Below are 22,034 nucleotides of genomic sequence, written 5' to 3' on the forward strand. Positions count from 1 at the left end.
GCGGGGCGCCCACCGGCGTCCCGCCCCGCGCTCCGTCGAGGCCGGGGCCGGCCACAGGACGTCAGGCGCCTGCCGTCATCCAGCGCCGCCCGCGCACCCGCAGTCCGAGGGTGAGCGCCCGCGCCACCATGTAGACGCCGAAGAACGCCGCCGCCAGCCACGCCAGACCGACGGCCCCACCGCCGGCGAACAGCGCCACCAGCACGAGCGCCGGCGCGTAGGGCACGAGGTTCAACAGTCCCGCCAGAGCGAGGTAGCGTGCATCGCCGGCCCCGATCAGCACGCCGTCGAGCACGAAGACGAACCCGGCCAGGGGCTGTGCGACGGCGAGCACCAGCAGCGCCGGTTGGATGAGCGCGGCGATCTCGGCATCGCCCGTGAAGATCAGGCCGATGACGCCCGAGGCGGCGGCGAGCACCGCCCCCACCGCGACGCCGAACCAGATGCCCCAGGCGCTCGTGCGCGAGAGCACCCGGCCGACCGCGTCGGTGTCGCCGGCGCCCAGGGAGCTGCCGATCAGCGCTTGGGCCGCGATCGCGAGGGCGTCGAGGGCGAACGCCGCCGTCGAGAAGATGGTGAAGGCGATCTGCCATCCGGCGAGCTCGGCCGAGCCGAGCCCCGTCGCCACGGCGACCGTGGCCAGGAACGCCGCGCGAAGGCTGACCGTGCGCAGGAAGAGCCACCCGCCCGAGCGGACGGTGCTGCCGAGGCTCTCGCGCTGGAACCCGAGGGATGCCGTGTGCACCTGCGCCAGCCGCCGCGCGACGAGCACGTAGGCGCCGACCATTCCCCACTGCGCCACGACCGTGCCGATCGCCGAACCCGCGATGCCCCATCCGAAGCCGTAGATGAACAGCGCGTTGAGCAGCGCGTTGGCGCCGAAGCCGAGGCCGGCGATCCAGAGCGGAGTGACCGTGTTCTGCATGCCGCGCAACAGGCCGGTGGCGGCGAACACCACGAGCATGGCGGGCAGACCCCACATCGAGATCGCGAGATAGGTGCGCGCGTTCTCGGCGACATCGGGCGCGGCGCCGAAGAGGTCGACGATCCCGGGGGTCGCGAGAGAGCCGGCTGCGGCCAGGAGGGCACCCAGGCAGAGCGCGAGCCACATGCCGTCGATCCCGACGCGCACGGCCCGGCCGTACTCGCCCGCACCGTAGCGCCGCGCAACCGCGGGCGTCGTCGAGTACGCCAGGAACACCATGAGCCCGACGATCGTCTGCAGCACGGCCCCGGCGATCCCGAGGCCCGCGAGGGGAGCGACACCGAGGTGGCCCACCATCGCGGCGTCGACGATGAGGAACAGCGGTTCCGCGACGAGCGCGCCCAGGGCCGGCAGAGCGAGCCGCAGGATCGAGCGGTTCAGCGTCGCGGGCTGCGGGGTCGTCACGGTCCGAGCCTAGGGCGGGCCTCCGACACCGCCGCGGCGGCGCACCTGCGAGGGGCTCGGGCCGTTTCGAGCCCGCATGCATATCGGACACATATCCTGTCTCCATGACCGACACCCCCCGCTCCGGTCTCGCGCTCGACGAGCTCAGCGACGAGATCCGCCCTCAGGACGACCTGTTCCGCCACGTGAACGGCAGCTGGCTCGAGCGCACCGAGATCCCCGACGACAAGGCCCGTTGGGGCTCGTTCCACCTCATCGCCGAGCAGGCCGAGGCGGACGTGCGCACCATCGTCCAGGAGTCGCAGGATGCCGAGCCGGGCAGCGAAGCCCGCAAGATCGGCGACCTGTTCGCCAGCTTCATGGACACCGACCGCATCGAGGCCGCCGGTCGCGAGCCGCTCGCCGCGCAGCTCGACCGTGTCGACGGCGTCGCCAACATCCCCTCCCTGCTCCGGCTCATCGGCGAGCTCGAGCGCGACGGGATCAGCGGCCTGCTGACGCTCTTCGTCGAGCCCGATCCGGGCGACCCGACCCGCTACGTGCCCGTCGTCTACCAGGGCGGCATCTCGCTGCCCGACGAGAGCTACTACCGTCTCGACAACTTCGAAGAGACGCGGACCGCCTACCGTGCGCACATCGAGCGGATCCTGGAGCTCGCCGGAGTCGCCGAGGCCGCGGCATCCGCCGATCGCACTTTCGCCCTCGAGACCGACATCGCCGCGCACCACTGGTCGCGCGAAGACAGCCGCGACTCGGTGAAGACCTACAACCTGAAGACGTGGGACGACACCCTCGCCCTCGCGGGGATCGACCTCGAGCCGTGGCGCGCGGGGGTCGCCCCGGGGCACGACGAGGCGCTCGCCGAGGTCGTCGTCTATCAGCCGAGCTTCATCGAGTCGCTCGGCGCCCTGCTTGTGGAGGAGCGCCTCGACGACTGGAAGGCCTGGCTGCGATTCAAGGTCGTGCACGCGGCCGCCGCCTTCCTCTCCGAGGCCTTCGTCGCCGAGAACTTCGCGTTCTACGGCACGCAGCTCACCGGCGTCCCCGTCAACCGCGAGCGCTGGAAGCGCGGCGTCAGCCTCGTCGAAGCGGCGCTGGGCGAGGCGATCGGAAAGGTCTACGTCGAGCGCCACTTCCAGCCCGCGGCGAAGGACGCGATGGACGGACTCGTCGCCAACCTCATCGAGGCGTACCGCCGCTCGATCCAGAGCCTGTCGTGGATGACGGACGAGACGCGCGAGCGCGCCCTCGCCAAGCTCGATACCTTCGTGCCGAAGATCGGTTACCCGGTCCGCTGGAAGGACTACTCCGAGCTCGAGATCACCGCCGACGACCTCGTGGGCAACGTCCGCCGGGCGCACGTGTGGGAGCACGACCGTCAGCTCGCCAAGGTCGGCCAGCCGATCGACCGTGACGAGTGGTACATGACCCCGCAGACGGTCAACGCGTACTACAACCCGCTCATGAACGAGATCGTGTTCCCCGCGGCCATCCTGCAATACCCCTTCTTCGACGCCGACCGTGACGCCGCGGCCAACTACGGCGGGATCGGCGCGGTCATCGGACACGAGATCGGGCACGGCTTCGACGATCAGGGCAGCCGTTTCGACGCCGACGGGTCGCTTCGCGACTGGTGGACGGATGCCGATCGCTCGGCGTTCGAGGAGCGCACCAAGGCCCTGATCGCCCAGTACGAAGCGCTCGTCCCCCAGGGGCTGAGCGAGGAGCACCACGTCAACGGCGCCCTCACCATCGGCGAAAACATCGGCGATCTCGGAGGGCTCGGCATCGCGATCGCCGCGTACCGCCTGTTCCTCGAGAGCCAGGGCGAGACCGATCTGAACGGACCGGTCGTGGACGGGTACACCGGAATCCAGCGGTTGCTGCTCAGCTGGGCGCAGATCTGGCAGCAGAAGGGTCGGGATGCCGAGACCATCCGCCTGCTCACGATCGACCCGCACTCGCCGAACGAGTTCCGTTGCAACCAGATCGTGCGTAACATCGACGCGTTCTACGACGCGTTCGAGGTGACCGAGGGCGATGCCCTCTGGCTCGACGCCGACCAGCGCGTCACCATTTGGTGAGGTCCTGTTTGTTGCTCTTCTGACGCGGAAGGAGCCACGCTCGTGGGCATGCCCCCGGTTCCCGAGTCCGCCCCGCCCGACCCCGTCGGCGGGCCGGTGGAGTCGTCTCGTCGCGACGCCCCGGCCCTCCGCGGAGCCGGACGCAAGGGACCGAAACGTCTGCCGCGTCGCGCCGCCGCGGGGCGTCGGTCGTTTACGGCGACCCTCCGCTCCCTCGACGAGCTCGCCTCGTCGGGCGCCAAGGTGTCGGTGCGCATCGACGACCTCGACGGGGGCTCGACGGAGGTGCTGGCGGGCGACGACTTCGTCACTCTTCCCGTCGGCGGCCTCGGTGTCGTTCCGTTGCTCATCGAGGCCGCGGCGTCGTTCGAGTCCGGCCGTCTCGACCCGCTCGAGATCATCGATCGGGCGACCGTCCACGGCGCGGCTCATGGCGGGGTCTGGCAGCACCTGAAGGCCCCGGCACTGCCCCTCGCCGACGTGGCGGTGCTCGCGGCTTCCTCCGGCGACGCCCTCGCCGTCAATGCCCTGCTGCACCGGGTGGGCCTGCAATCGGTGCGGGCGCGCGTCGAGCAGCTGCGGCTTCGCCGCACGGCCCTGCTCGACCGTTTCCGCGACGACCGCGGCCCCGACGACGCCCCCCACCTGGCACTGTCGACGGCTCGCGAGATGGCGCAGGTGTTCGCGGGGCTCGTGAACTCCACGATCGTCTCGCCGCAGGTCAGCGCGCAGGTCGCGGAGTGGCTGAGTCTGAACCACGACCTGTCGCTCGTGGCATCCGCCACCGGCCTCGATCCTTTCGCGCACGAGAACGACCAGCACGGGCTGCTGTTCATCAACAAGACCGGGCGTGCCCCGGGTGTCCGCGCCGAGGCGGGGGTGCTCGGCGGACCCCGCGCCGGAATCTCGTACGCGCTGATCGTGAACTTCGACGACCTCTCGATCGCCCACCGCCTGCGTGCGCACGACGCCTTCCGCGTGCTCGGCGTCGAACTGATGGAGTACGTGTACTGAGGGTGATCAGGCGGTTCGCACGCGCCACACGCTGCGCGAGCAGGCCGCGAACACCGTCGCCAGCACGATGATCGCCGCGCACCCGAGAAGCACGGGGGTCGCTCCGAGCTCGTGCGCCAGGGGCCCGACCAGGATCTCCCCGAGCGGGACCGCCACGAACGATCCGACCATGTCGTACGAGTACACGCGCGACAGCGCCTCGCGCGGAACCTGCGTCTGCAGCGACTGATCCCATGCGATCGCGAACAGCTCGATCGCGGCCCCTCCGACGGCGAACGCGCCCACGAGGAGCGCGAGCGTCGGTTGCACCGCGAGGACCGCGACCGGAAGGGCGACCAATGCCATGCCCGCGACGCCGAGACCGAGGGCGTGGCGCGGGCGCCATCGCAGGGCGATCACGGCGCCCACCGCGAGACCGGCGGTCTGTGCAGCGACGACGAGTCCCCATCCGCCGCGACCGAAGGTCTCGTCGGCCACGAGAGGGCCGAGCACGGTGGTGGCCCCGACGAACGCGGCGTTGAGCACGGCGAACTGCAGCACGACGATCCAGATCCACCGGCGGCTCGCGAACTCGCGCCACCCCCCGCGCAGGTCGGCCCAGACCGATGCCGCCGCGCCGGGGTCGACGGCATCCGTTCTCGCGGGAAGGCGCAGGCGGGTGAAGAACACCGCCGCGACGGCGAAAGCCGCAGCGTCCATCGCCAGGCCCCACCCGGGCCCGACCGCGGCGACCACCACCGCACCGACGGAGGCGCCGACGATGCCGCCGCCGTTCAGACCGAGACGCAGCAGAGCGTTCGCCGGCCGCAGCAGGGCGACCGGAACGGTGTCGGGGACGAGGGCGGCCGCCGCCGGAAGGCTCACCGCCGCGACGGCGCCGTTCACGACGCTGAGCAGGATGAGGATCGGGATGCCGGCGGTTCCGGTGAGCACGAGCACGGCGATCGTGCCCTGGGTGGCGGCGGCCGCCAGGGAGGATCCCACCAGTACCGCCCCGCGGGGGAGGCGGTCGGCGAGCACGCCGCCGAAGAGCAGCATCGCGACGTTCGCGACCGAGCGGGCGGCCACGACGAGACCCAGGTCGGCGGCCGACCCGGTCAGATCGAGCACGGCGAAGGCGAGGGCGATGGGTGCGACGGCGTTGCCGATGATCGCCGTGGTGCGTGCGGCGAGCAGCCAGCGGAACGGCGCGTGGGCGAGGGGACCGGTCATCGGGGGTGCCGGAGCGGGAAGAGGGCGGTCGTCATCGACACCGGTCGCGTCCCGGCGGTCCGCGGAGGTCGGGCCGCGGCATGCAGGAGAGCCGATGCCTCGCCGATGTGCCGGACGATGCGGGCCCAGACCTGCGGGTCGACCCAGAGCTCGGCATCCGCGGTCAGAGCCGGCCCATCGATCCGGGCGCGTGCGCGGCGCCGGAGCTCGTCGATCAGCGCTTCGACGTACTCCTCTTCGCTCTCGGGCGAGCGCTCGCCGGTGTGAGCGTCGGGATCGTATCGTCGGGACGAGCTCTCGTGGCGGTATCGCCGTGCCTCTCCGCCGCGCAGCCGCACCACCTCGACGACGCGGATCAGACCCGCCCGCTCGAGTACGCGCAGGTGGTAACTGGCCGACGCCTGCGAGACGCCGAGTTCGCGCCCGGCCTCGGCGGCGCTCATCGCCGCGCCGGTGAGCAGCGACAGCAGGCGCAGGCGCAGGGGGTGCGCGGTCGCGCGCAGCTCGTCGATCCGGGACATCCCGCCATCGTGGCGCGTCCGACCGCGACCGTCAAACGTCTCTTTGGGGGTCGGGCAGATGGTCCCGCACCTCGCGCCCGAGCGCAATCCCCGCTGTCGCGCCCCGACCCGCTGGGACGCTGGTGGCCTCGAAGCGAAAGAAGGGACCGAAGCCATGTCGGACACCACCCCCGCGAGCGATCCGTTCGCCAGTTCCACCGGGCCCGAGGCGCACTCCATCACCGACTGGACCGACCTCGGCCGCGAGATGTGGTCGTACCTGACCGGTCGCGGCGCCGCCGTGAACTACTCGTTCGTCGACATGACCGTCGAGGTGCCGCGCGACATCGGCCCCGACGCTCCCCGTGCGACCTGGAAGCTCAACGGCACCCTCCGCGTCACCACGAGCGACGACACCGCGGCCGGGTCCGACCCGTACCGCGGCAACTGAGGGGCGGCGCCGTCATGGTGCGCCTCGACATCGACCTCGCCTTCTCGGAGCACGAGGGACAGGATGCCGACACCCCGCCGTTCGAGGGTACGATCACGGCCGCGGGCACCGAGGTGCGCATCGTCGTGAGCGACCCCTCGCGGCTGCCCGGCAACGGCCGACGCACACTCGCCGAGCTGTCCACGGTGGCCGACGCCCTGGCATCCCGAGGCATCTCCGTGAGGCTCGAGGGCCCGGACGGGCCGATCCTGCACCTCGGGGACGTGAAGAAGAGTGCTCTTCAGCGGGCGATCACCGGGTCGCGCCACATCCGGCTGGGGTCGGTGGGGGCGGTCGCGCCGCTGCTCACCCGCCGCAACAAAGGGCGGGCGTTGACGTTCCCGATCCCGCCCGAGACGCCGCTGCCGCTGGTGCCGACGGTCAATCGCACGGTGCGACGGCGCATCACGACGACGCACTACACGCCCGGATCCGGCCGCCCGCGCCTGATCTTCGCGGTGGGCGACGCGACGTGGGACGGCTCGCGCCCGCGCGAGTTCGACCTGCTGCCGACCACGACGGTCATCGGGTCGGGCGAGGGCGCAGACCTGCGCCTGCCGGGGCTCGCGCCGGTACACGCCGAGATCCGGCACGAGGGCGACGACGAGTACGTGCTCTACGGCTTCGACGCGGTCGGGGGCGGCGGGGCGCGAGAACAGGGCCCGGGGCGTTCCGGCGGCGGTCGCATCCTGCGCACGGGCGCGCGCATCGAGCTGGGTGACTGGCGACTGGCGTACTTCCGCGCCGAGTTCGCCGACCACGGCCGACCGTACGGGGGCCGCCAGGGCGGCGAGCTCTCGGATCAGCGCAAGCAGCCGCCGCGCGGCGGCTCGGGTCCACTCAGTCGGGCGACCGATCCGGAGTAGCGCTCACGCGCCGGTCGTCCCGCGGGCCCCTTCGGCGTCGAGACGGCATTTCGCTGACGAAACCGTTGCAGCGTGCAACCGAGATGTCAGCGAGATGCCGTCTCGCGGTGGTCAGGGGCTTCTCGCGTCGGCGGAGGGGCACACGCCCGGCCGTGCTCACGGGAGCCGCACGGCGCGTGGCCGCCAGGGCGCGGCATCCGGGGTCTAGAAGACGATCGTGTGGTTGCCGTGGCGGATGATGCGGTCCTCGGCGTGCCAGAGCACGGCCCGAGAGAGCACCTGGCGCTCGACGTCGGCGCCGCGACGCGCGAGCTCGGCGGACGAGTCGGCGTGCGTCACGCGGACGGTGTCCTGCTCGATGATCGGGCCCTCGTCGAGATCGCTCGTGACGTAGTGCGAGGTCGCGCCGATGAGCTTGACGCCGCGCTCCTTCGCCTTCTTGTACGGCTCCGCGCCGATGAAGGCCGGCAGGAACGAGTGGTGGATGTTGATGACCGGCACGCCGATCTTGTCGAGGAAGTCCGGCGAGAGGATCTGCATGTAGCGCGCCAGCACGACGAAGTCGACGTTGCCCACGAGCAGCTCGAGGATGCGGGCCTCGGACTCCGACTTGTCGGGACCGGGCGTCGAGGGCACGTGGAAGAAGGGCACACCGAACGAGCGCACGTCCTCGGCGGCCGTGGTGTGGTTCGACACGACCATGGGGATGCTCACCGGCAGGTCGCCGCGGCGGTGGCGCCAGAGCAGGTCGAGAAGGCAGTGGTCCTGCTTCGACGCGAGGATCGCCATGCGCTTCGGCGTCGACAGGTCGGTGAGCGTCCATTCGAGCTCGAAGCCCTCGCCGAGGGTCTTCGCGAGATCGGCCTCGATGTCGGGCAGAGCCACCGACAGGTTCGGGCGGTGGAACACGACCCGCTGGAAGTACGCGCCTCCGCGAGGGTCGTCGGAGTACTGGTCGAAGGCGACGATGTTGCCGCCCTGACGGGCGATAAGCGCCGACACCGCGGCGATGATGCCGGGGGTGTCGCTGCCGTGGACGATGAGGCACGCGTGATCGGGCTGCAGGTGGGGGCTCGCGGAGACCATCGGACCATTCTGCCGTGCGCGGGTGGCGTCTCCGACCACGGGTGCGGAGCGGTCTGCCCGCGCTCGGAGGGCCGAGGCCGCCCGTCCCGCTCGGGCGACGGTGAGACCGAGGTGCCCGCCCCGCGGACTCAGAGACGCACGACCACCTTCTGCGCCGAGACGCCCGCGCGCTGCCGATCGAGAGCGTCCTGCAGCGCGCCGAGGCCCTCCCCGACGACGAGCGGCGCCGGCGCCGGGCGCAGGGCCCCCTCGGCCAGCATCCGCGGCACCACCTCGCCCCAGAGGCGCGGACCCATGGCGTCGTCGCGCAGGCTGCTGCCCCAGACGAAACCCGCGCGGATGCCGAGGCGCCGGGCGCGCAGGTTCGAACGCACCGTCCCGAGCCCGATGCGAGCGAAGACCGGCAGCATGGCCGGGAACAGGCGGCGGCTCCCGACGAGGGAGTCGAGCGAGATCGGCGTGCTGGCCATGGCCAGCCGCTTCCCACCCGTCCGCGACAGCACCTCGAGGCACGCGTCGGTCGAACCCGCGCCGAGAGCGACGGCGCCGACGACGGAGCGTCCGGCCACGGCCGCGACGAGGTCGTCCACCGCCGAGGGGGAGCGATGATCGACGACGTCCCCCGCGCCGAGCGAGCGCACGGTCTCGGCGTTCTTCCCGGATGCCGTGGTCACCACGTCGTAGCCGGCTGCGCGCGCCAGTTGGATGGCGTTCATGCCCACGCTGGTGGATCCGCCCCAGATCACCACGACGCCGTTCTCGGCAGCTGACGCCGGGTCACCCGGCATCCGGAGTCCGAGATGCTGCGGCTGGAACAGGGCGCAAGCGGCCGTGGAGAGGCCGAGCGGGAAGACGGCGGCCTCCTCGTCGGAGAGATTCTCGGGGGTCGGGGCCGTGAGGCGCTCGAGCAGGGTCGTGTAGTCCTGGAAGGCCCCCTCGCGGAGCGGATCCCTCCCGCGGTCGGTGCCGGTCGCGAGTCCGAAGACGCGCTGTCCGACGTGGAATCGCGTCACGTCCGCGCCGACCGCGACGACCTCGCCCGCCACGTCGGAGCCCAGGACGGCGGGGGTGCGCAGCCACCGATAGGTGACGCGACCGGTGCCCTGGATGACCCAGTCGACGGGGTTGATCGCCACCGCGCTCACGCGCACGAGCACCTCGTCGGCGGCCGGCATCGGGGTCTCGAGGGTGGCGGGGCTGAGCGCGGTGCGAGGGGCGGGGAGTGTCGCTGCGGCGTGGACGGGCATGGGGGCACCTTTCGTGCGATGACACGGAGTGTCTTCACTATAGACGTGATGACACCAGGTGTCGTCACGTAGGATCGCGGCATGGCCAGATGGGCACCCGATACACGAGAGCGTCTGCGCGCGGCGGCCATGCAGCTCTTCGCGGAACGCGGCTTCGAGGCGACGACGGTGCCCGACATCGTCGAGCGAGCGGGGGTGACGCGCCGGACGTTCTTCCGTCACTTCGGCGACAAGCGCGAGGTGTTCTTCGGAGATGACGAGATCCCCCGGCTCGCCGCCGAGATGCTCGCGGCCGCTCCCGCCGAGACGCCGCCCTTCGCGATCGCCTGGGCCGGATTCCAGACCCTCGCCGCCGAACGGTTCGAGCCCCGCCGCGACGAGATCGTGGCCGCGCGGCGGCTCATCGAGGCCGAGCCCTCCCTTCGCGAGCGCGATCTGCAGAAGCAGGCCGATCTGCGCGCCGCCGTGGCCGAGGGCTATCGCGCACGGGGCGTCGATGCGCTGCGAGCGCGCGTGCTCGCGGGCGTCGCGGTCGAGCTGCTGCAGACGGCTCTGGAGCAGTGGGCGGACGACGAGGCGCGCACGCCCCTGGTGCAGCACCTCGAACGAGTGCGCGACGAGATGGCGGACGTTCTCGACGCCGGTCCGTCTGCGTAGACGACCCGCGGAGGATCCGGCCTGCGCCGGGGCGCGATTCGTGCACTGGTGCGGTCAGTGCGCGCCCCAGTGCACCGATCGCGCCCCGGTGCGGAGAGTGCTCACCCCGCAACACGGGCCGGCGCACCGGTCGCGCGCCGAGCAGGACCGCCCCGCCGCCGATGTCGGTGGGCGGCGATAGCCTGGAACGCGTGATCAGCTCCCTCCGCCTCGACCGGCCGGGGTGGCGCACCTGGACGCTGTGGGGCGTGGGCGTGCTCGCCTACGTCGTGTCGATCATCAACCGCACCTCGCTCTCAGCCGTCGGGGTCGACGCGGCCGTGCGCTTCGGGGCGGATGCCTCGGCGTTGTCGATGTTCGCCGTCATCCAACTGTTCGTCTACGGGGCGATGCAGATCCCCGTCGGGCTCCTCCTCGACCGCTTCGGCGCGCGTCCGATGATCGCGATCGGCATGGTCCTGATGGCCGCGGGCCAGCTCGTCATGGCGTCGGCGGATGCCGTGGGGATCGGCATCCTGGCCCGTGTCCTGATCGGCGCGGGAGACGCGGCGATCTTCCCGAGCGTGCTGCGCGTGATCGCGACGTGGTTCCCCGCCCAGCGGGCGCCCGTGCTCGTGCAGCTGACCGGCATCATCGGTCAGCTCGGCCAGATCGTCGCCGTCGTCCCGCTGGCGGCCCTGCTGCACGCCACGAGCTGGAGCGTGGCCTTCGGCAGTGTCGCGGGTCTCGGTCTGTTGTTCGCGGTGCTGACCTTCCTGATCATCCGCAACCGTCCGCCCGAGCGCCGATCCGACCCGGTCGACACGTCCGTCGACACGCAGACGGGTGCGATCCGCGTCGTGCGGTCGGCGCCCGACCTGCGGCAGGGCTTCCGCGAGTCGTGGGCGCACCCCGGCACGCGCCTCGGCTTCTGGTCCCACTTCGCCACGCCCTTCGCGGGGACGGCGTTCATGCTGCTCTGGGGATTCCCGTTCCTCACGGCGGGCGAGGGCCTGGCGCCGGCCACCGCGTCGCTCGTGATGACCTCGCTCGTGCTGTTCAGCATCCTGAGCGGTCCCGTGATCGGGGCGCTGTCGAGTCGGCATCCCACCCGTCGCTCTCGCTGGCTCGTGCTGCCCACGGTCGTGTTCCAGGCGGTCGTGTGGATCGTGGTGATCGTCTGGCCGGGGCCGGCGCCCGTGTGGCTGCTCATCGTGCTGATGTTCGCGCTGTCGACCGGGGGACCGGCTTCGATGATCGCCTTCGACCACGCACGGACCTTCACGCCCAGTCACCGCCTCAGCACCGCGACCGGAATCGTCAACGGCGGCGGGTTCTTGGCGGCACTCCTGGCGATCCTCTTCATCGGTATCGCGATGGACGTGCAGGGGGCGGGCAGCCCCGAGACCTACTCGCTCGACGCGTTCCGCCTGGCTTTCCTCACGCAGGTGCCGCTGTGGCTCGTGGGGGGGATCGCGATCGTCATCGAGCGTGGGCGCACCATCCGTCACGTCGGCGGCGTGCTGCCGCGGTGAGCGGGACGGGCCGCGATGCGAGGATCGACAGCATGAGCGCGATCGACATCCGCCCCCTCGACACCGTCGACGGCATCCACGAGGCCGCGCGCGTGCTGGATCGCGTGTGGGGCGAGGACGGGACCATGCCCGCCAACATCCTGCGGGCGCTGGAGCACGCCGGCAACTACGTCGTGGGACTCTTCGACGGCGACGAGATGATCGGCGCGTCAGCGGCCTTCTTCGGTCCACCCGCCGAGCGGTCGATGCACTCGCACATCACCGGGATCGTCCCGGGGTATCAGGGCCGCGGCCTGGGCCGGCAGCTGAAGAACCACCAGCGCGAGTGGGCGCTCGAGCGCGGCGTCGGCCGCATCACGTGGACCTTCGACCCGCTCGTCGGCCGCAACGCCCACTTCAACCTCGCCGTCCTCGGCGCGCGCGTGACCGACTACCTCGTCAACCAGTACGGCGAGATGGCCGACGCCGTCAACCGCGGCGACGAGTCCGACCGGCTCCTCGCCGTCTGGGCCCTCGCAGAGCCGCCCGCGCCCACCCCGACGGATGCCGAGATCGCGGCCGTCGTGCCCGTGCCCGACGACATCGAGGGTCTGCGCGCCCGCGACCTGCGGGCAGCCGCCGAATGGCGTCGGCGTGTGCGCGACGAGGTGCGTGGGCACCTGGCATCCGGTCGCCGGATCGGCGGCTTCGACCGCCGGGGCTACCTCATCGTCTGAGGTTCAGGCGTCCGAGACCGGCTCGTCCCTCTCGGCCGCCGGGTCGCCCTGTCCCGGACCCGGGCGGACGGCCGCGTCGTCGCGCACGTCGATGCGCGTGACGCCGTCGTGCTCGCTGACGTCGAAGCGCGGGGCCGCGTCTTCCTCCGTCGCCTTCGGCGCGCTCGTCAGCTGGTCGTGACGGTTCTCTTCGAAGCTCTTCTCGTCGCTCATCGTTCTCACTCCTCGCCGGCCGAACGCCAGGCGTCCGACTCCATGTGCGATCCCGCCTGCGGGCCCATGTGCAGCATCCCGCCGTCGACGACCCAGCTCGCGCCGGTGACGTAAGCGCTCGCCGGCGACGCCAGGAAGCGGATCACGTCGGCGACCTCGTCGGGCTTGCCCGGGCGGCCGAGCGGGATGCCGGGGCGGTGGGTGCGATCGGCATCTTCGGCGGACATGTCGTTGATGGGGGTGGCGATCTCGCCGGGAGCGACCGCGTTGGCCGTGATGCCGTACTGAGCGAGTTCGAGCGCCATGGTCTTGATGAGGCCGCCGACGCCGTGCTTGGCCGCGACGTAGGGGGCCGAGCCGACGCGGGGCTGGTGCTCGTGCACGCTCGAGACGACGATGAGTCGGCCGCCGCGACCCGCCTTGACCATGCGCTTCGCCGCGGTGTGAAGGGCCAGGAAGGCACCGTCGAGGTTGAGCGAGATGTCGGTGCGCCAGGTGTCGAAGTCGAGGTCGAGGAAGCTGCCGCCGATGCCGCCGCCGGCGTTGTTGACGAACACGTCGAGACCGCCGAGCTCGTCGGCCATGGCGTTCACGGCATCCGGGACCGCGTCGAAGTCGGTCGCGTCGAACTGCGCGACGGTCGCCCGCACTCCGCGCTCGCGGACGGCGGCGGCCGTCTCTTCGGCACCGTCCTTGTCGGAGTGGTAGGTGACCGCGACGTTCATCCCGGCGTCGGCCAGGGCGAGCGCGGTGGCCGCGCCGATGCCCGAGTCGGAGCCGGTGACGATCGCGTGGCGGGGGGTGAAGTCGTCGCTCATGCGGCCGACGCTACGCGCGGGCGCGGGCCGACCGGCCGCCCTTGCCACGGCCGGGTGCGGACGTTATGGCCCGGCACGCCCGCGAACCGTCGGCGAGGGCCCGCTAACCTGCCCCCATGCCCCTCACGTGCCCCGCCTCCCTCGTGACCCTGGATGCCGTGGAGCTGCGCGTGCTGCACATGCCCCTCGTCTCGCCGTTCACCACCTCGTTCGGCACCGAGACGGTGCGCGAGGTCATCGTCGTCACGGCCGAGACGGCCGAGGGCCGCGGCTGGGGCGAGGTCGTCACGCAGCAGGCGCCGCTGTACTCGAACGAGTACACCCAGGGCGCATGGGACGTGCTCACCCGGTATCTGGTCCCGGCTCTGCTCGAGCGCCGCACGTTCGCGCCCGACGAGGTCGCCGGCATCCTGCGTCCCTTCGTGGGGCACCGCATGGCCAAGGCGGGGCTCGAGCTCGCGATCATCGACGCCGCCCTGCGTGCCGAGGGCCGCAGCTTCGCCTCGTCGATCGGCGCCGAGCGCGACCGCGTGCCCTCGGGCGTCTCGGTCGGCATCCAGAGCGCCCCGACAGCCCTGGTCGACACCGTCGGCGGGTACCTCGACGAGGGGTACGTGCGGATCAAGATCAAGATCAAGCCCGGCCGCGACGTCGACGACACGGCCGCCGTGCGCGAGGCCTTCGGGGCGATCCCGCTGCAGGTCGACGCGAATTCGGCCTACACGCTCCAGGATGCCGACACCCTCGCCGAACTCGACCGTTTCGGGCTCCTGCTGATCGAGCAGCCCCTGCAAGAGGACGACCTGGTCGATCACGCGACCCTCGCCCGGAGGCTGACGACCCCGGTCTGCCTGGACGAGTCCATCGTCTCGGACAAGGCGGCGGCGGACGCGCTCGCGCTCGGGTCGGCGGCGATCCTCAACATCAAGGCCGGACGGGTCGGCGGCTACGTCGAGGCCGTCGCGATCCACGATCGTGCGCGGGCGGCGGGGATCCCGGTCTGGTGCGGAGGCATGCTCGAGACGGGGATCGGCCGTGCCGCCAACGCCGCGCTGGCCGCGCTCCCGGGCTTCACGCTCCCGGGGGACATCTCGGCATCCGCCCGCTTCTACGCGCACGACATCGTCACCGAACCCGCCGTGCTGGAGGACGGGCACGTGCGGGTCCCGACCGGTCCGGGCCTGGGCGTCGAGATCGACGCGGCGGCGCTGGAGCGGTTCACCGTGCGACGCGAGAGGGTCGTGCGGTGAGGCGGCGCGGCGGTGAGAGCAGCGGCCGCGAGGGGCTCAGCGAGACCTCGGGCGAAGACGTCCCGTGGGGTCGTCCCGCGGTTGACGGCATCCCCCTTCCTCCGTTCCGGGATGCCGCCGCGCACAGGTCGTACCTGCTGTCGTTGCAGACGTTCATCGCCCTCCTCGACGAGGGAGAGCCGGCGCCCGCGACCATCGCGCTGCTCGCCGCCCTCGCCGCCGAGATCCCCCGGGACGACGCCGGGGTTTCCACGCAGTTGTCTCCGCTCGCTCTCGACGTGAGCCTGTCGACGTTCTTCCCCGCGCCGTGGACGCCGAAGGCCCTCGCCGGAGCACTCGCCGTGCGCGGCCCGTTCGCTCCGAGAGGGGGGTGGGGAAGCTGGGCGTGGGGCGGCGATCCCGACTATCGGGCGACCATCCACCGCGGTGGATGGTTGATCGAGCGGCACGAGCGCGGCTCCCGCACCCGAGCGACTCTGGCGCACGAGGGCGATCTGGTGCTGCTGTGGATGGACATGTTCCGCAACCGCTTCCCCTACCCGATCGCGCACATGCCGTCGACGGGGGCGGAGAGCCCCGCGGCCCTGGCCGCCGCAGCGCGCGCCACCCGCGGCGCCCATGCGGCGAACACCGCGATGCCGTACCTGCAGAACTGGCGGGCGGAGCGCGATCGGGCGCTGACCGGCGGGCCGGAAGAACACGGGCCGCTTCGATAAACTGGATGCCGCGCACTCGCGCTCGATCCCCACAACTTTCCCGACCATTGGAGCCACCGTGGCCGAACAGTCCCGCCTCGACAAGGTCATCGCCCTCGCCCGCCATCGCGGGTTCGTCTTCCAGGCCGGTGAGATCTACGGCGGTTCGCGGTCCGCGTGGGACTACGGTCCCCTCGGCACGGAGCTGAAGGAGAACATCCGTCGGCAGTGGTGGCAGACCTTCGTCCGCGGTCGTGGCGACATGGTGGGCCTGGACTCGAGCATCATCCTGCCCAAGCGCGTGTGGGAGGCCTCAGGGCACGTCGCCACCTTCACCGACCCGCTGGTCGAGTGCCTGCAGTGCCACAAGCGCTTCCGCGCCGACACGATCATCGAGGACTTCGAGGCGCGTAAGAACCGCAAGGCCGAGAACGGTCTCGCCGACGTCCCGTGCCCCAACTGCGGCACCAAGGGCCAGTACACCGAGCCGAAGTCGTTCTCGGGCCTGGTCAAGACCTACCTCGGCGTCGTCGACGACGAGTCGGGCCTGTACTTCCTGCGCCCCGAGACGGCGCAGGGCATCTTCGTGAACTTCTCGAACGTGCTCACGGCATCCCGCCGCAAGCCCCCGTTCGGCGTCGGCCAGGTCGGCAAGGCGTTCCGCAACGAGATCACGCCCGGAAACTTCATCTTCCGCACGCGCGAGTTCGAGCAGATGGAGATCGAGTACTTCACCCCGCCGGCCGAGGCGAACGAGTGGTTCGAGCACTGGGTCGAGGCCTGCTGGAACTGGTTCATCGAGCTGGGCATCGACCCCGAGAACATGAAGCGCTTCGACGTCCCCGAGGACGACCGCGCGCACTACTCCGCCGGCACGATCGACGTCGAGTACCGCTTCGGCTTCCCGGGCAAGGAGTGGGGCGAGCTCATGGGAGTCGCCAACCGCACCGACTACGACCTCAAGAGCCACTCCGAGGCCTCGGGCCAGTCGCTCACCTTCTTCGACCAGGCCTCGGGCGAGAAGTACACGCCCTACGTGATCGAGCCCTCGTTCGGTCTGACGCGCGCGATGATGGCCTTCCTCGTCGACGCCTACCGCGAAGAAGAGGTGCCCAACGCCAAGGGCGGCACCGACACCCGCACGGTGCTCAAGCTCGACCCGCGTCTCGCGCCCGTCAAGGTCGCCGTCCTGCCGCTCTCGCGCAACGAGCGCCTGTCGCCGTTGGCCCGCGAGGTCGCCGACACGCTCCGCGCGGCCGGCTGGAACATCGACTTCGACGACGCCGGCGCCATCGGCCGCCGCTACCGCCGCCAGGACGAGATCGGCACGCCGTTCTGCGTCACGGTCGACTTCGACTCGCTCGACGACAACGCCGTGACCGTGCGCGACCGCGACACGATGGGCCAGGAGCGCATCGGCCTCGACGCGCTGCAGGGCTACCTGGCCGAGCGCCTGCGCGGAGCCTGACCCGCGAGAACGAGAGACCGGATGCCGTGGCCCGAGGCCGTGGCATCCGGTCTCTCGTCGTCTCGGGGGAGTCGTGACAGCGCCGTGACAGCGCCCCCGCCGCCGTGACAGCGGTGCGGCAGAGCCTCCGGCGCATCCTGTCGTCATGACCACTTCCTCCACCCGCACTCCGGCCGTACGAGCCGAGGGGCTCGTCAAGACGTTCGGCTCGAACCGCGCCGTCGACGGCGTCGATCTCGTCGTCGAAGCCGGCACGGTCTACGGGGTCCTCGGCCCCAACGGCGCCGGCAAGACCACCACCATCAGCATGCTCACCACGCTGCTGCGACCCGACGGCGGCCGCGCCGAGATCTTCGGCCACGACGTCGCCCGCGAGCCGCACGTCGTGCGCCAGCTCATCGGCCTGACCGGGCAGTTCGCCTCGGTCGACGAGAAGCTCTCCGCGACCGAGAACCTCATGATCTTCGGGCGCCTGCTGGGCCTGTCCCGCGGTGATGCGCGCCGCAAGGCGAGCGAGCTGCTTGAGGAGTTCGGGCTCGCCGAGGCCGCATCCCGACCGCTCGCGAAGTTCTCCGGCGGCATGCGTCGCCGGCTCGACCTCGCGGCATCTCTCATCGCCCAGCCGCCGCTGATCTTCCTCGACGAGCCGACCACGGGCCTGGACCCCCGCACCCGCGGACAGATGTGGGACACGATCCGCCGGCTCGTGGCATCCGGATCCACCGTCGTGCTCACCACGCAGTACCTCGACGAGGCCGACCAGCTCGCCGACCGCATCGCCGTCATCGACCGCGGACGCGTCGTCGCCGAGGGCACGGCGCTCGAGCTCAAGGCCTCCGTCGGGCAGGCCTCGCTCGTGCTGCGCCTGCGGCCGGGCTCCGACCTCGACGCCGCCCGCGCGACCGTCGGACGGGTCCTGGATGCCACGGCCATCGTCTCTCCGGAGGCGGCGCGCCTCACGGTGCCGATGTCCGACCCCGACCAGGTCACCGACCTGCTCGTGGCCTTCCGCGAGGAGGGACTGCACCTGAGCGAGTTCAGCGTGCAGCAGCCCACCCTCGACGAGGTCTTCCTCACCCTCACCGGCTCGGGTGTGCCGACCGGCGACACCGCGGCGCGCGAGAGCGCCGACGACCTGGAAGGAGTCCGCTCATGAGCGCCCTCACTCTCGAACGCGACCTGCCTCGCACCGCGAGCCTCGCCCAGACCCTGCAGAACACCGTCACGATGGCGGGCCGCGGCCTGCTGAAGATCCGGCGCACGCCCGAGCAGCTCATCGACGTCACCGTGCAGCCGATCCTGTTCACCCTGATGTTCACGTACATCTTCGGCGGCGCCATCGCGGGAGACGTGCAAAGCTACCTGCCGATCATCATCCCCGGCATCCTCGTGCAGACCGTCATCACGACCTCGGTCGTCACCGGCACACAGCTGCGCGAAGACATGGACAAGGGCGTGTTCGATCGGTTCCGGTCGCTGCCGATCGCCCGCATCGCGCCGCTGTCGGGGGCGCTCCTCGCCGACACCGTCCGCTACGCCATCGCCACCGTGCTGACGTTCACGATGGGCTTCATCATGGGTCTGCGTCCGGCCGGCGGCATCTGGGCCGTGGTCGCCGCGGGCCTGCTCGTCATCGCCTGCTCGTGGGCGATCAGCTGGATCTTCGCGTTCTTCGGTGTCATCGCACGCAGCGCTTCGAGCGTGCAGGGCATCTCGATGCTGATCCTGTTCCCGCTGACGTTCCTGTCGAACGCCTTCGTGCCCTCGAACACGATGCCCTCGTGGCTGCAGTGGTTCGTCGACGTGAACCCGGTCTCGCACCTCGTCACCGCGGTGCGCGACCTCGTCAACACGGGCGCGGCGGGCTCCGACGTGATCATCTCCCTCGTCGGCGCGGCGGTGATCGTCGCGGTCTTCGCCCCGCTCACGGTGCGCGCCTACATGCGCAAGGCCTAGTCGAGAAGCGCGAGAAGGGTCTCGGCATCCACGTCCGAAAGAGCGGGACGGATGCCGGCAGCGGGCGCCGGGGTCACCTCGGCGCCCGCTGCCATGCGCTCGCGCACCCACACGGCGAACGGGGTGCGTTCGTCGGCGCCCCCGCGGACGGCGTCCGCCCGGGCGAGCGCCTCCTCGGCGCGGTCGAGGCGGTCGACGGCCGCGTTCCACCCCGCCACCGTGAGGAGCACGATGGCGATGATGGGATGATCCCGCGAGTCGACGGCGCGCATGAGCCCCGTGCGCAGGGCTTCGCGGGCCTCATCGTGTCGCCCCAGGAGCAGCAGAGCCTGGGCTCGTTGCGCGTCGATCCACGCGAGGAACTGGTCCGGGATGCCGGGTTGTCCGGCCAGGTCCATGCGTTCCATCTCGCGCAGGGCTGCCTCGCCGTCGTCGGCGGCGATCTCGATCTGGGCCGCGGTCATGCGCGCCTGCCCCAGTGCGCGGACGGATCCGTCCGCCGTCGCCGCGCGATCGATGTCGGCCGCCCGCTGCCGGGCGTGGTCGAGACGGCCGAGCCGGAGCAGGATGCCGACCGCCTGGGCCTCCTGCTGAAGAAGATCAGGCGTGGAGGTGAGGCCGCGGATCGCGTCTTCCGAGCGGTCGATGACCGCCAGCGCCTCGTCGAGACGGTCGGCGAGCACGAGCCACTCCGAGCGCAGCTGGCTGGCGAAACCCGTGCCCCACGGGTCGCCGAGCATCTCGAACATCTCCAACGCCTTCGCGCTCTCGACGCCCAGTACATCCATGTCGCCGGCGTTCTGCGCGGCTCCCGCGCGCAGAGCGTGCAGGATCGCGCGCGACCACGGGGGAGCCTCGGCGAGCTCGTCATCGCTCACGTCGACGTGCCAGGTGCGGGCGTTCTCACCCTCTCCCGCGAGGATCACGGTCGCAGCCAGCCGCAGCAGTGGGGCCACCAGCGCCGTCACCTCGGAGGGGTGCGCCGACGCCGCGGCTTCGAGCTCGGTGCGGCGGGCAGCATACGCCTCGCCGGTCACGGTTGCGGATCGACCGAGCTCGGGGAAGGACGCGGAGAAGAGGGCGAGCGACTCGACCACCACCCGGGCCTCGCTGTCGAGCGGGGCATCGGGGTCGGCGAACTCTCCTACGGCACGGCGCAGATCGTCGCCGCGTTCGCGCACCGCCCACGGCCACAGCAGGCTGCGCAGCAGCGGGATGCCATCTCTCCGATCGCTCGAGTCGACGTAGGTGCGCAGGGCTGCGGCCAGGTTCTCGTCGTTCGCGTCGAACCAGGCGAGGGCTTCCCGCAGCCCCGGCCCGCGCACGTTCTGCTCCCATCGCGCAGCGAGCCGGGTCAGGACTCCAGCCGCTCGCGCGCGGAACGACGCCTCGTTCCCGTCGTCGCGCAGGCGTTCGAGGCCGTACTCGCGCACGGTTTCGAGCATGCGGAACCGACCCTCGCGTCGGACGAGCAGCGAGCGGTCGACGAGGGCGTCGAAATCCGCGGCATCCCTGTCGAAGGCGCGAGCCACGGGGGCAGCGTCGGCCGCTCCGATCCCGTCGGCGAAGACCGCGGCGACCTGCAGGGCGGTGCGCTCGCCGTCGCTGAGGGTGTCCCAGCTCCAGTCGATCAGCGCGCGCAGGGTGCGGTGCCGCTGCGAGCTGAGCCTCGGCCCGTTCGACAGGAGCGCGAAACGGTCGTCGAGGCCCTCGTCGATCTCGGTGAGGGTCAGGGTGCGCGATCGCGCGGCGGCGAGTTCGATCGCCAGCGGCAGTCCGTCCAGGCGTCGCACGATGCGCTGTGCGGTCTCGCGCTCGTCGTCGTCGGGAACACGTCCCCGCGCCGACCGCACACGCTGGGCGAAGAGCGCGTCGGCGTCCGCCGGGGGGAGCGGCCCGAGGTCGACGAACGCCTCGCCGGCGATGCCCAGCGGTTCGCGACTCGTGGTCAGCACGCGCACTCCCGGGCTCATGCGCAGCAGATCGAGGGCGGCCTCGGCAGCCTCGTGGATGACGTGCTCGCAGTTGTCGAGCACGATCACGACGCGTCGACCGGTGACGGCCTCGGCCACGCGCTCGGCTGCGGTCAGGGGTGCGCCCGCCGATTCGGGCAGGCGGATGCGACGACCCACGGCACCCGCGATCGCCGTCCACACGTCTCCCGCGGCGGCCGGGGCGAGCTCGACGACGATCGAGTCGGCGACCGCGCGCGCCGTCTCGACGGCGAGGGTGGTCTTACCCGCGCCGCCGGGACCGATGAGGGTGACGAGACGATCGGTCGTCAGACGTTCGCGGATGGCATCGAGCTCGACCTCGCGACCCACGAGGGCGGTGAGGGCCGCGGGCGTGACATCGGCAGCGGGGAACGGCCCTGTCGCGGGCGCGGGCGCGGCGGTGACCAACCGCTCGGCGTGCGATCGGTCCTCGAGCAGGTCGCGGACGAGCCAGTCGAATCCGTCGTGCGGGGTCCACACCTCACCGTTCCACAGGGCCAACGCTTCCCGCGCCGGTGCGGCATCGCTCGTGGCACGAGCCTGAGCGACGAGATCCTGGAAGCGCGTGATGTCGATCTCTGTCCGCGGCAGGTCGAGTCGATAGCCGCCGGGGGGCGATGAGACCGCGCCGGCGGGGAGCGTCCGACGCAGACGCGAGACGAGGGATTGAAGAGCGGCGCGGGGATCGTCGGGGGTGTCGAGGCCCCAGATGTCCTCCGCCAGCGCCCGGTAGCCCACCGTGGTGCCGGCGTCGACGGCGAGGCGCAGCAGGAGCGACTGCTGCCCGCGGCCGGGCACGGTGGCGTCTCCCTCACCCGTGTCGACGCTCAAGCCGCCGAAGAACCGCACCCGCACGGTGTCCAC

The 22,034-nt window shown here is 71.5% G+C and carries 20 protein-coding genes; 12 read left to right on the forward strand and 8 right to left on the reverse strand.

Annotated elements, in window-relative coordinates; translation table 11 throughout:
* Window positions 1-61 precede the first annotated feature (61 nt).
* The gene (locus tag AB6V29_RS12530) at window positions 62-1,390 is read right to left on the reverse strand and encodes an MATE family efflux transporter (protein WP_267788548.1); all 1,329 of its coding nucleotides are present in this window, start codon (window positions 1,388-1,390) and stop codon (window positions 62-64) included.
* Window positions 1,391-1,494: 104 nt separating this feature from the next.
* Here AB6V29_RS12530 and AB6V29_RS12535 point away from each other — a divergent pair, with 104 nt between their 5' ends.
* Entirely contained in the window at window positions 1,495-3,474 is a 1,980-nt protein-coding gene (locus AB6V29_RS12535) for a M13 family metallopeptidase (RefSeq protein WP_369358993.1), read from the forward strand.
* A 48-nt stretch (window positions 3,475-3,522) separates the two neighbouring features.
* Window positions 3,523-4,488, forward strand: a complete 966-nt coding sequence (locus tag AB6V29_RS12540) for a serine hydrolase (protein WP_307313719.1) — start codon at window positions 3,523-3,525, stop codon at window positions 4,486-4,488.
* 6 nt (window positions 4,489-4,494) lie between these two features.
* On the opposite strand, the gene AB6V29_RS12545 is transcribed toward AB6V29_RS12540, so the two are convergent.
* Both AB6V29_RS12545 and AB6V29_RS12550 read right to left on the reverse strand, forming a co-directional pair.
* Complete coding sequence (locus AB6V29_RS12545) at window positions 4,495-5,700, reverse strand: MFS transporter (RefSeq protein ID WP_267788542.1); 1,206 nt, start codon at window positions 5,698-5,700, stop codon at window positions 4,495-4,497.
* A complete protein-coding gene (locus AB6V29_RS12550; RefSeq protein ID WP_307313715.1) occupies window positions 5,697-6,221 on the reverse strand; it encodes a helix-turn-helix domain-containing protein in 525 nt (174 codons plus the stop codon). Before AB6V29_RS12550 ends, AB6V29_RS12545 begins: the two co-directional genes overlap by 4 nt.
* Window positions 6,222-6,375: 154 nt before the next feature.
* Here AB6V29_RS12550 and AB6V29_RS12555 point away from each other — a divergent pair, with 154 nt between their 5' ends.
* Together AB6V29_RS12555 and AB6V29_RS12560 are read left to right on the forward strand one after the other, a co-directional pair.
* Window positions 6,376-6,651 carry a hypothetical protein gene (locus tag AB6V29_RS12555; protein ID WP_267788538.1) on the forward strand — a complete coding sequence of 92 codons (276 nt, stop codon included), beginning with the start codon at window positions 6,376-6,378 and terminating at the stop codon, window positions 6,649-6,651.
* A 14-nt stretch (window positions 6,652-6,665) separates the two neighbouring features.
* Window positions 6,666-7,556: an FHA domain-containing protein gene (locus tag AB6V29_RS12560; RefSeq protein WP_369358996.1), complete on the forward strand. Its 891-nt coding sequence runs from the start codon at window positions 6,666-6,668 to the stop codon at window positions 7,554-7,556.
* Between the two features lie 204 nt (window positions 7,557-7,760).
* Here the strand turns inward: AB6V29_RS12560 and purU are convergent, their stop codons facing one another.
* Window positions 7,761-8,642: a formyltetrahydrofolate deformylase gene (gene purU, locus AB6V29_RS12565; RefSeq protein WP_094735542.1), complete on the reverse strand. Its 882-nt coding sequence runs from the start codon at window positions 8,640-8,642 to the stop codon at window positions 7,761-7,763.
* A gap of 128 nt (window positions 8,643-8,770) precedes the next feature.
* On the reverse strand, window positions 8,771-9,889 hold the full coding sequence (locus AB6V29_RS12570) for a zinc-binding alcohol dehydrogenase family protein (protein ID WP_369358999.1): 1,119 nt from the start codon (window positions 9,887-9,889) through the stop codon (window positions 8,771-8,773).
* Window positions 9,890-9,970: 81 nt separating this feature from the next.
* On the opposite strand from AB6V29_RS12570, the gene AB6V29_RS12575 reads away from it, so the two are divergent.
* The 3 genes from AB6V29_RS12575 to AB6V29_RS12585 all read left to right on the forward strand — a co-directional run bounded on the left by AB6V29_RS12575 (window position 9,971) and on the right by AB6V29_RS12585 (window position 12,776).
* Window positions 9,971-10,546 (forward strand): TetR family transcriptional regulator, encoded by a 576-nt coding sequence (locus tag AB6V29_RS12575; protein WP_267788532.1) that lies wholly within the window; start codon window positions 9,971-9,973, stop codon window positions 10,544-10,546.
* 191 nt (window positions 10,547-10,737) lie between these two features.
* Window positions 10,738-12,060 (forward strand): nitrate/nitrite transporter, encoded by a 1,323-nt coding sequence (locus AB6V29_RS12580; protein WP_267788531.1) that lies wholly within the window; start codon window positions 10,738-10,740, stop codon window positions 12,058-12,060.
* Window positions 12,061-12,092: 32 nt separating this feature from the next.
* Window positions 12,093-12,776 (forward strand): GNAT family N-acetyltransferase, encoded by a 684-nt coding sequence (locus AB6V29_RS12585; protein ID WP_369359002.1) that lies wholly within the window; start codon window positions 12,093-12,095, stop codon window positions 12,774-12,776.
* A 3-nt stretch (window positions 12,777-12,779) separates the two neighbouring features.
* Here the strand turns inward: AB6V29_RS12585 and AB6V29_RS12590 are convergent, their stop codons facing one another.
* Together AB6V29_RS12590 and AB6V29_RS12595 are read right to left on the reverse strand one after the other, a co-directional pair.
* Window positions 12,780-12,989 carry a multidrug transporter gene (locus AB6V29_RS12590; RefSeq protein ID WP_267788527.1) on the reverse strand — a complete coding sequence of 70 codons (210 nt, stop codon included), beginning with the start codon at window positions 12,987-12,989 and terminating at the stop codon, window positions 12,780-12,782.
* Window positions 12,990-12,994: 5 nt separating this feature from the next.
* Window positions 12,995-13,807, reverse strand: a complete 813-nt coding sequence (locus AB6V29_RS12595; protein WP_369359004.1) for an SDR family oxidoreductase — start codon at window positions 13,805-13,807, stop codon at window positions 12,995-12,997.
* Window positions 13,808-13,923: 116 nt separating this feature from the next.
* On the opposite strand from AB6V29_RS12595, the gene menC reads away from it, so the two are divergent.
* The 5 genes from menC to AB6V29_RS12620 all read left to right on the forward strand — a co-directional run bounded on the left by menC (window position 13,924) and on the right by AB6V29_RS12620 (window position 19,176).
* Window positions 13,924-15,057, forward strand: a complete 1,134-nt coding sequence (gene menC, locus AB6V29_RS12600) for an o-succinylbenzoate synthase (RefSeq protein WP_267788525.1) — start codon at window positions 13,924-13,926, stop codon at window positions 15,055-15,057.
* Window positions 15,054-15,773 (forward strand): hypothetical protein, encoded by a 720-nt coding sequence (locus AB6V29_RS12605; protein WP_369359007.1) that lies wholly within the window; start codon window positions 15,054-15,056, stop codon window positions 15,771-15,773. Before menC ends, AB6V29_RS12605 begins: the two co-directional genes overlap by 4 nt.
* 58 nt (window positions 15,774-15,831) lie before the next feature.
* A complete protein-coding gene (locus AB6V29_RS12610) occupies window positions 15,832-17,220 on the forward strand; it encodes a glycine--tRNA ligase (protein ID WP_267788523.1) in 1,389 nt (462 codons plus the stop codon).
* 145 nt (window positions 17,221-17,365) lie between these two features.
* Window positions 17,366-18,376 (forward strand): ATP-binding cassette domain-containing protein, encoded by a 1,011-nt coding sequence (locus AB6V29_RS12615; protein ID WP_369359008.1) that lies wholly within the window; start codon window positions 17,366-17,368, stop codon window positions 18,374-18,376.
* Entirely contained in the window at window positions 18,373-19,176 is an 804-nt protein-coding gene (locus tag AB6V29_RS12620) for an ABC transporter permease (protein WP_369359010.1), read from the forward strand. The genes AB6V29_RS12615 and AB6V29_RS12620 overlap by 4 nt, the downstream gene beginning before the upstream one ends.
* Here the strand turns inward: AB6V29_RS12620 and AB6V29_RS12625 are convergent.
* On the reverse strand, window positions 19,173-22,025 hold the full coding sequence (locus tag AB6V29_RS12625) for an AAA family ATPase (protein ID WP_369359011.1): 2,853 nt from the start codon (window positions 22,023-22,025) through the stop codon (window positions 19,173-19,175). The two genes, AB6V29_RS12620 and AB6V29_RS12625, sit on opposite strands and share 4 nt — an antisense overlap.
* Window positions 22,026-22,034: the final 9 nt, after the last annotated feature.

The organism is Microbacterium sp. 20-116 (assembly GCF_041079415.1).
Classification (GTDB): Bacteria; Actinomycetota; Actinomycetes; order Actinomycetales; family Microbacteriaceae; genus Microbacterium.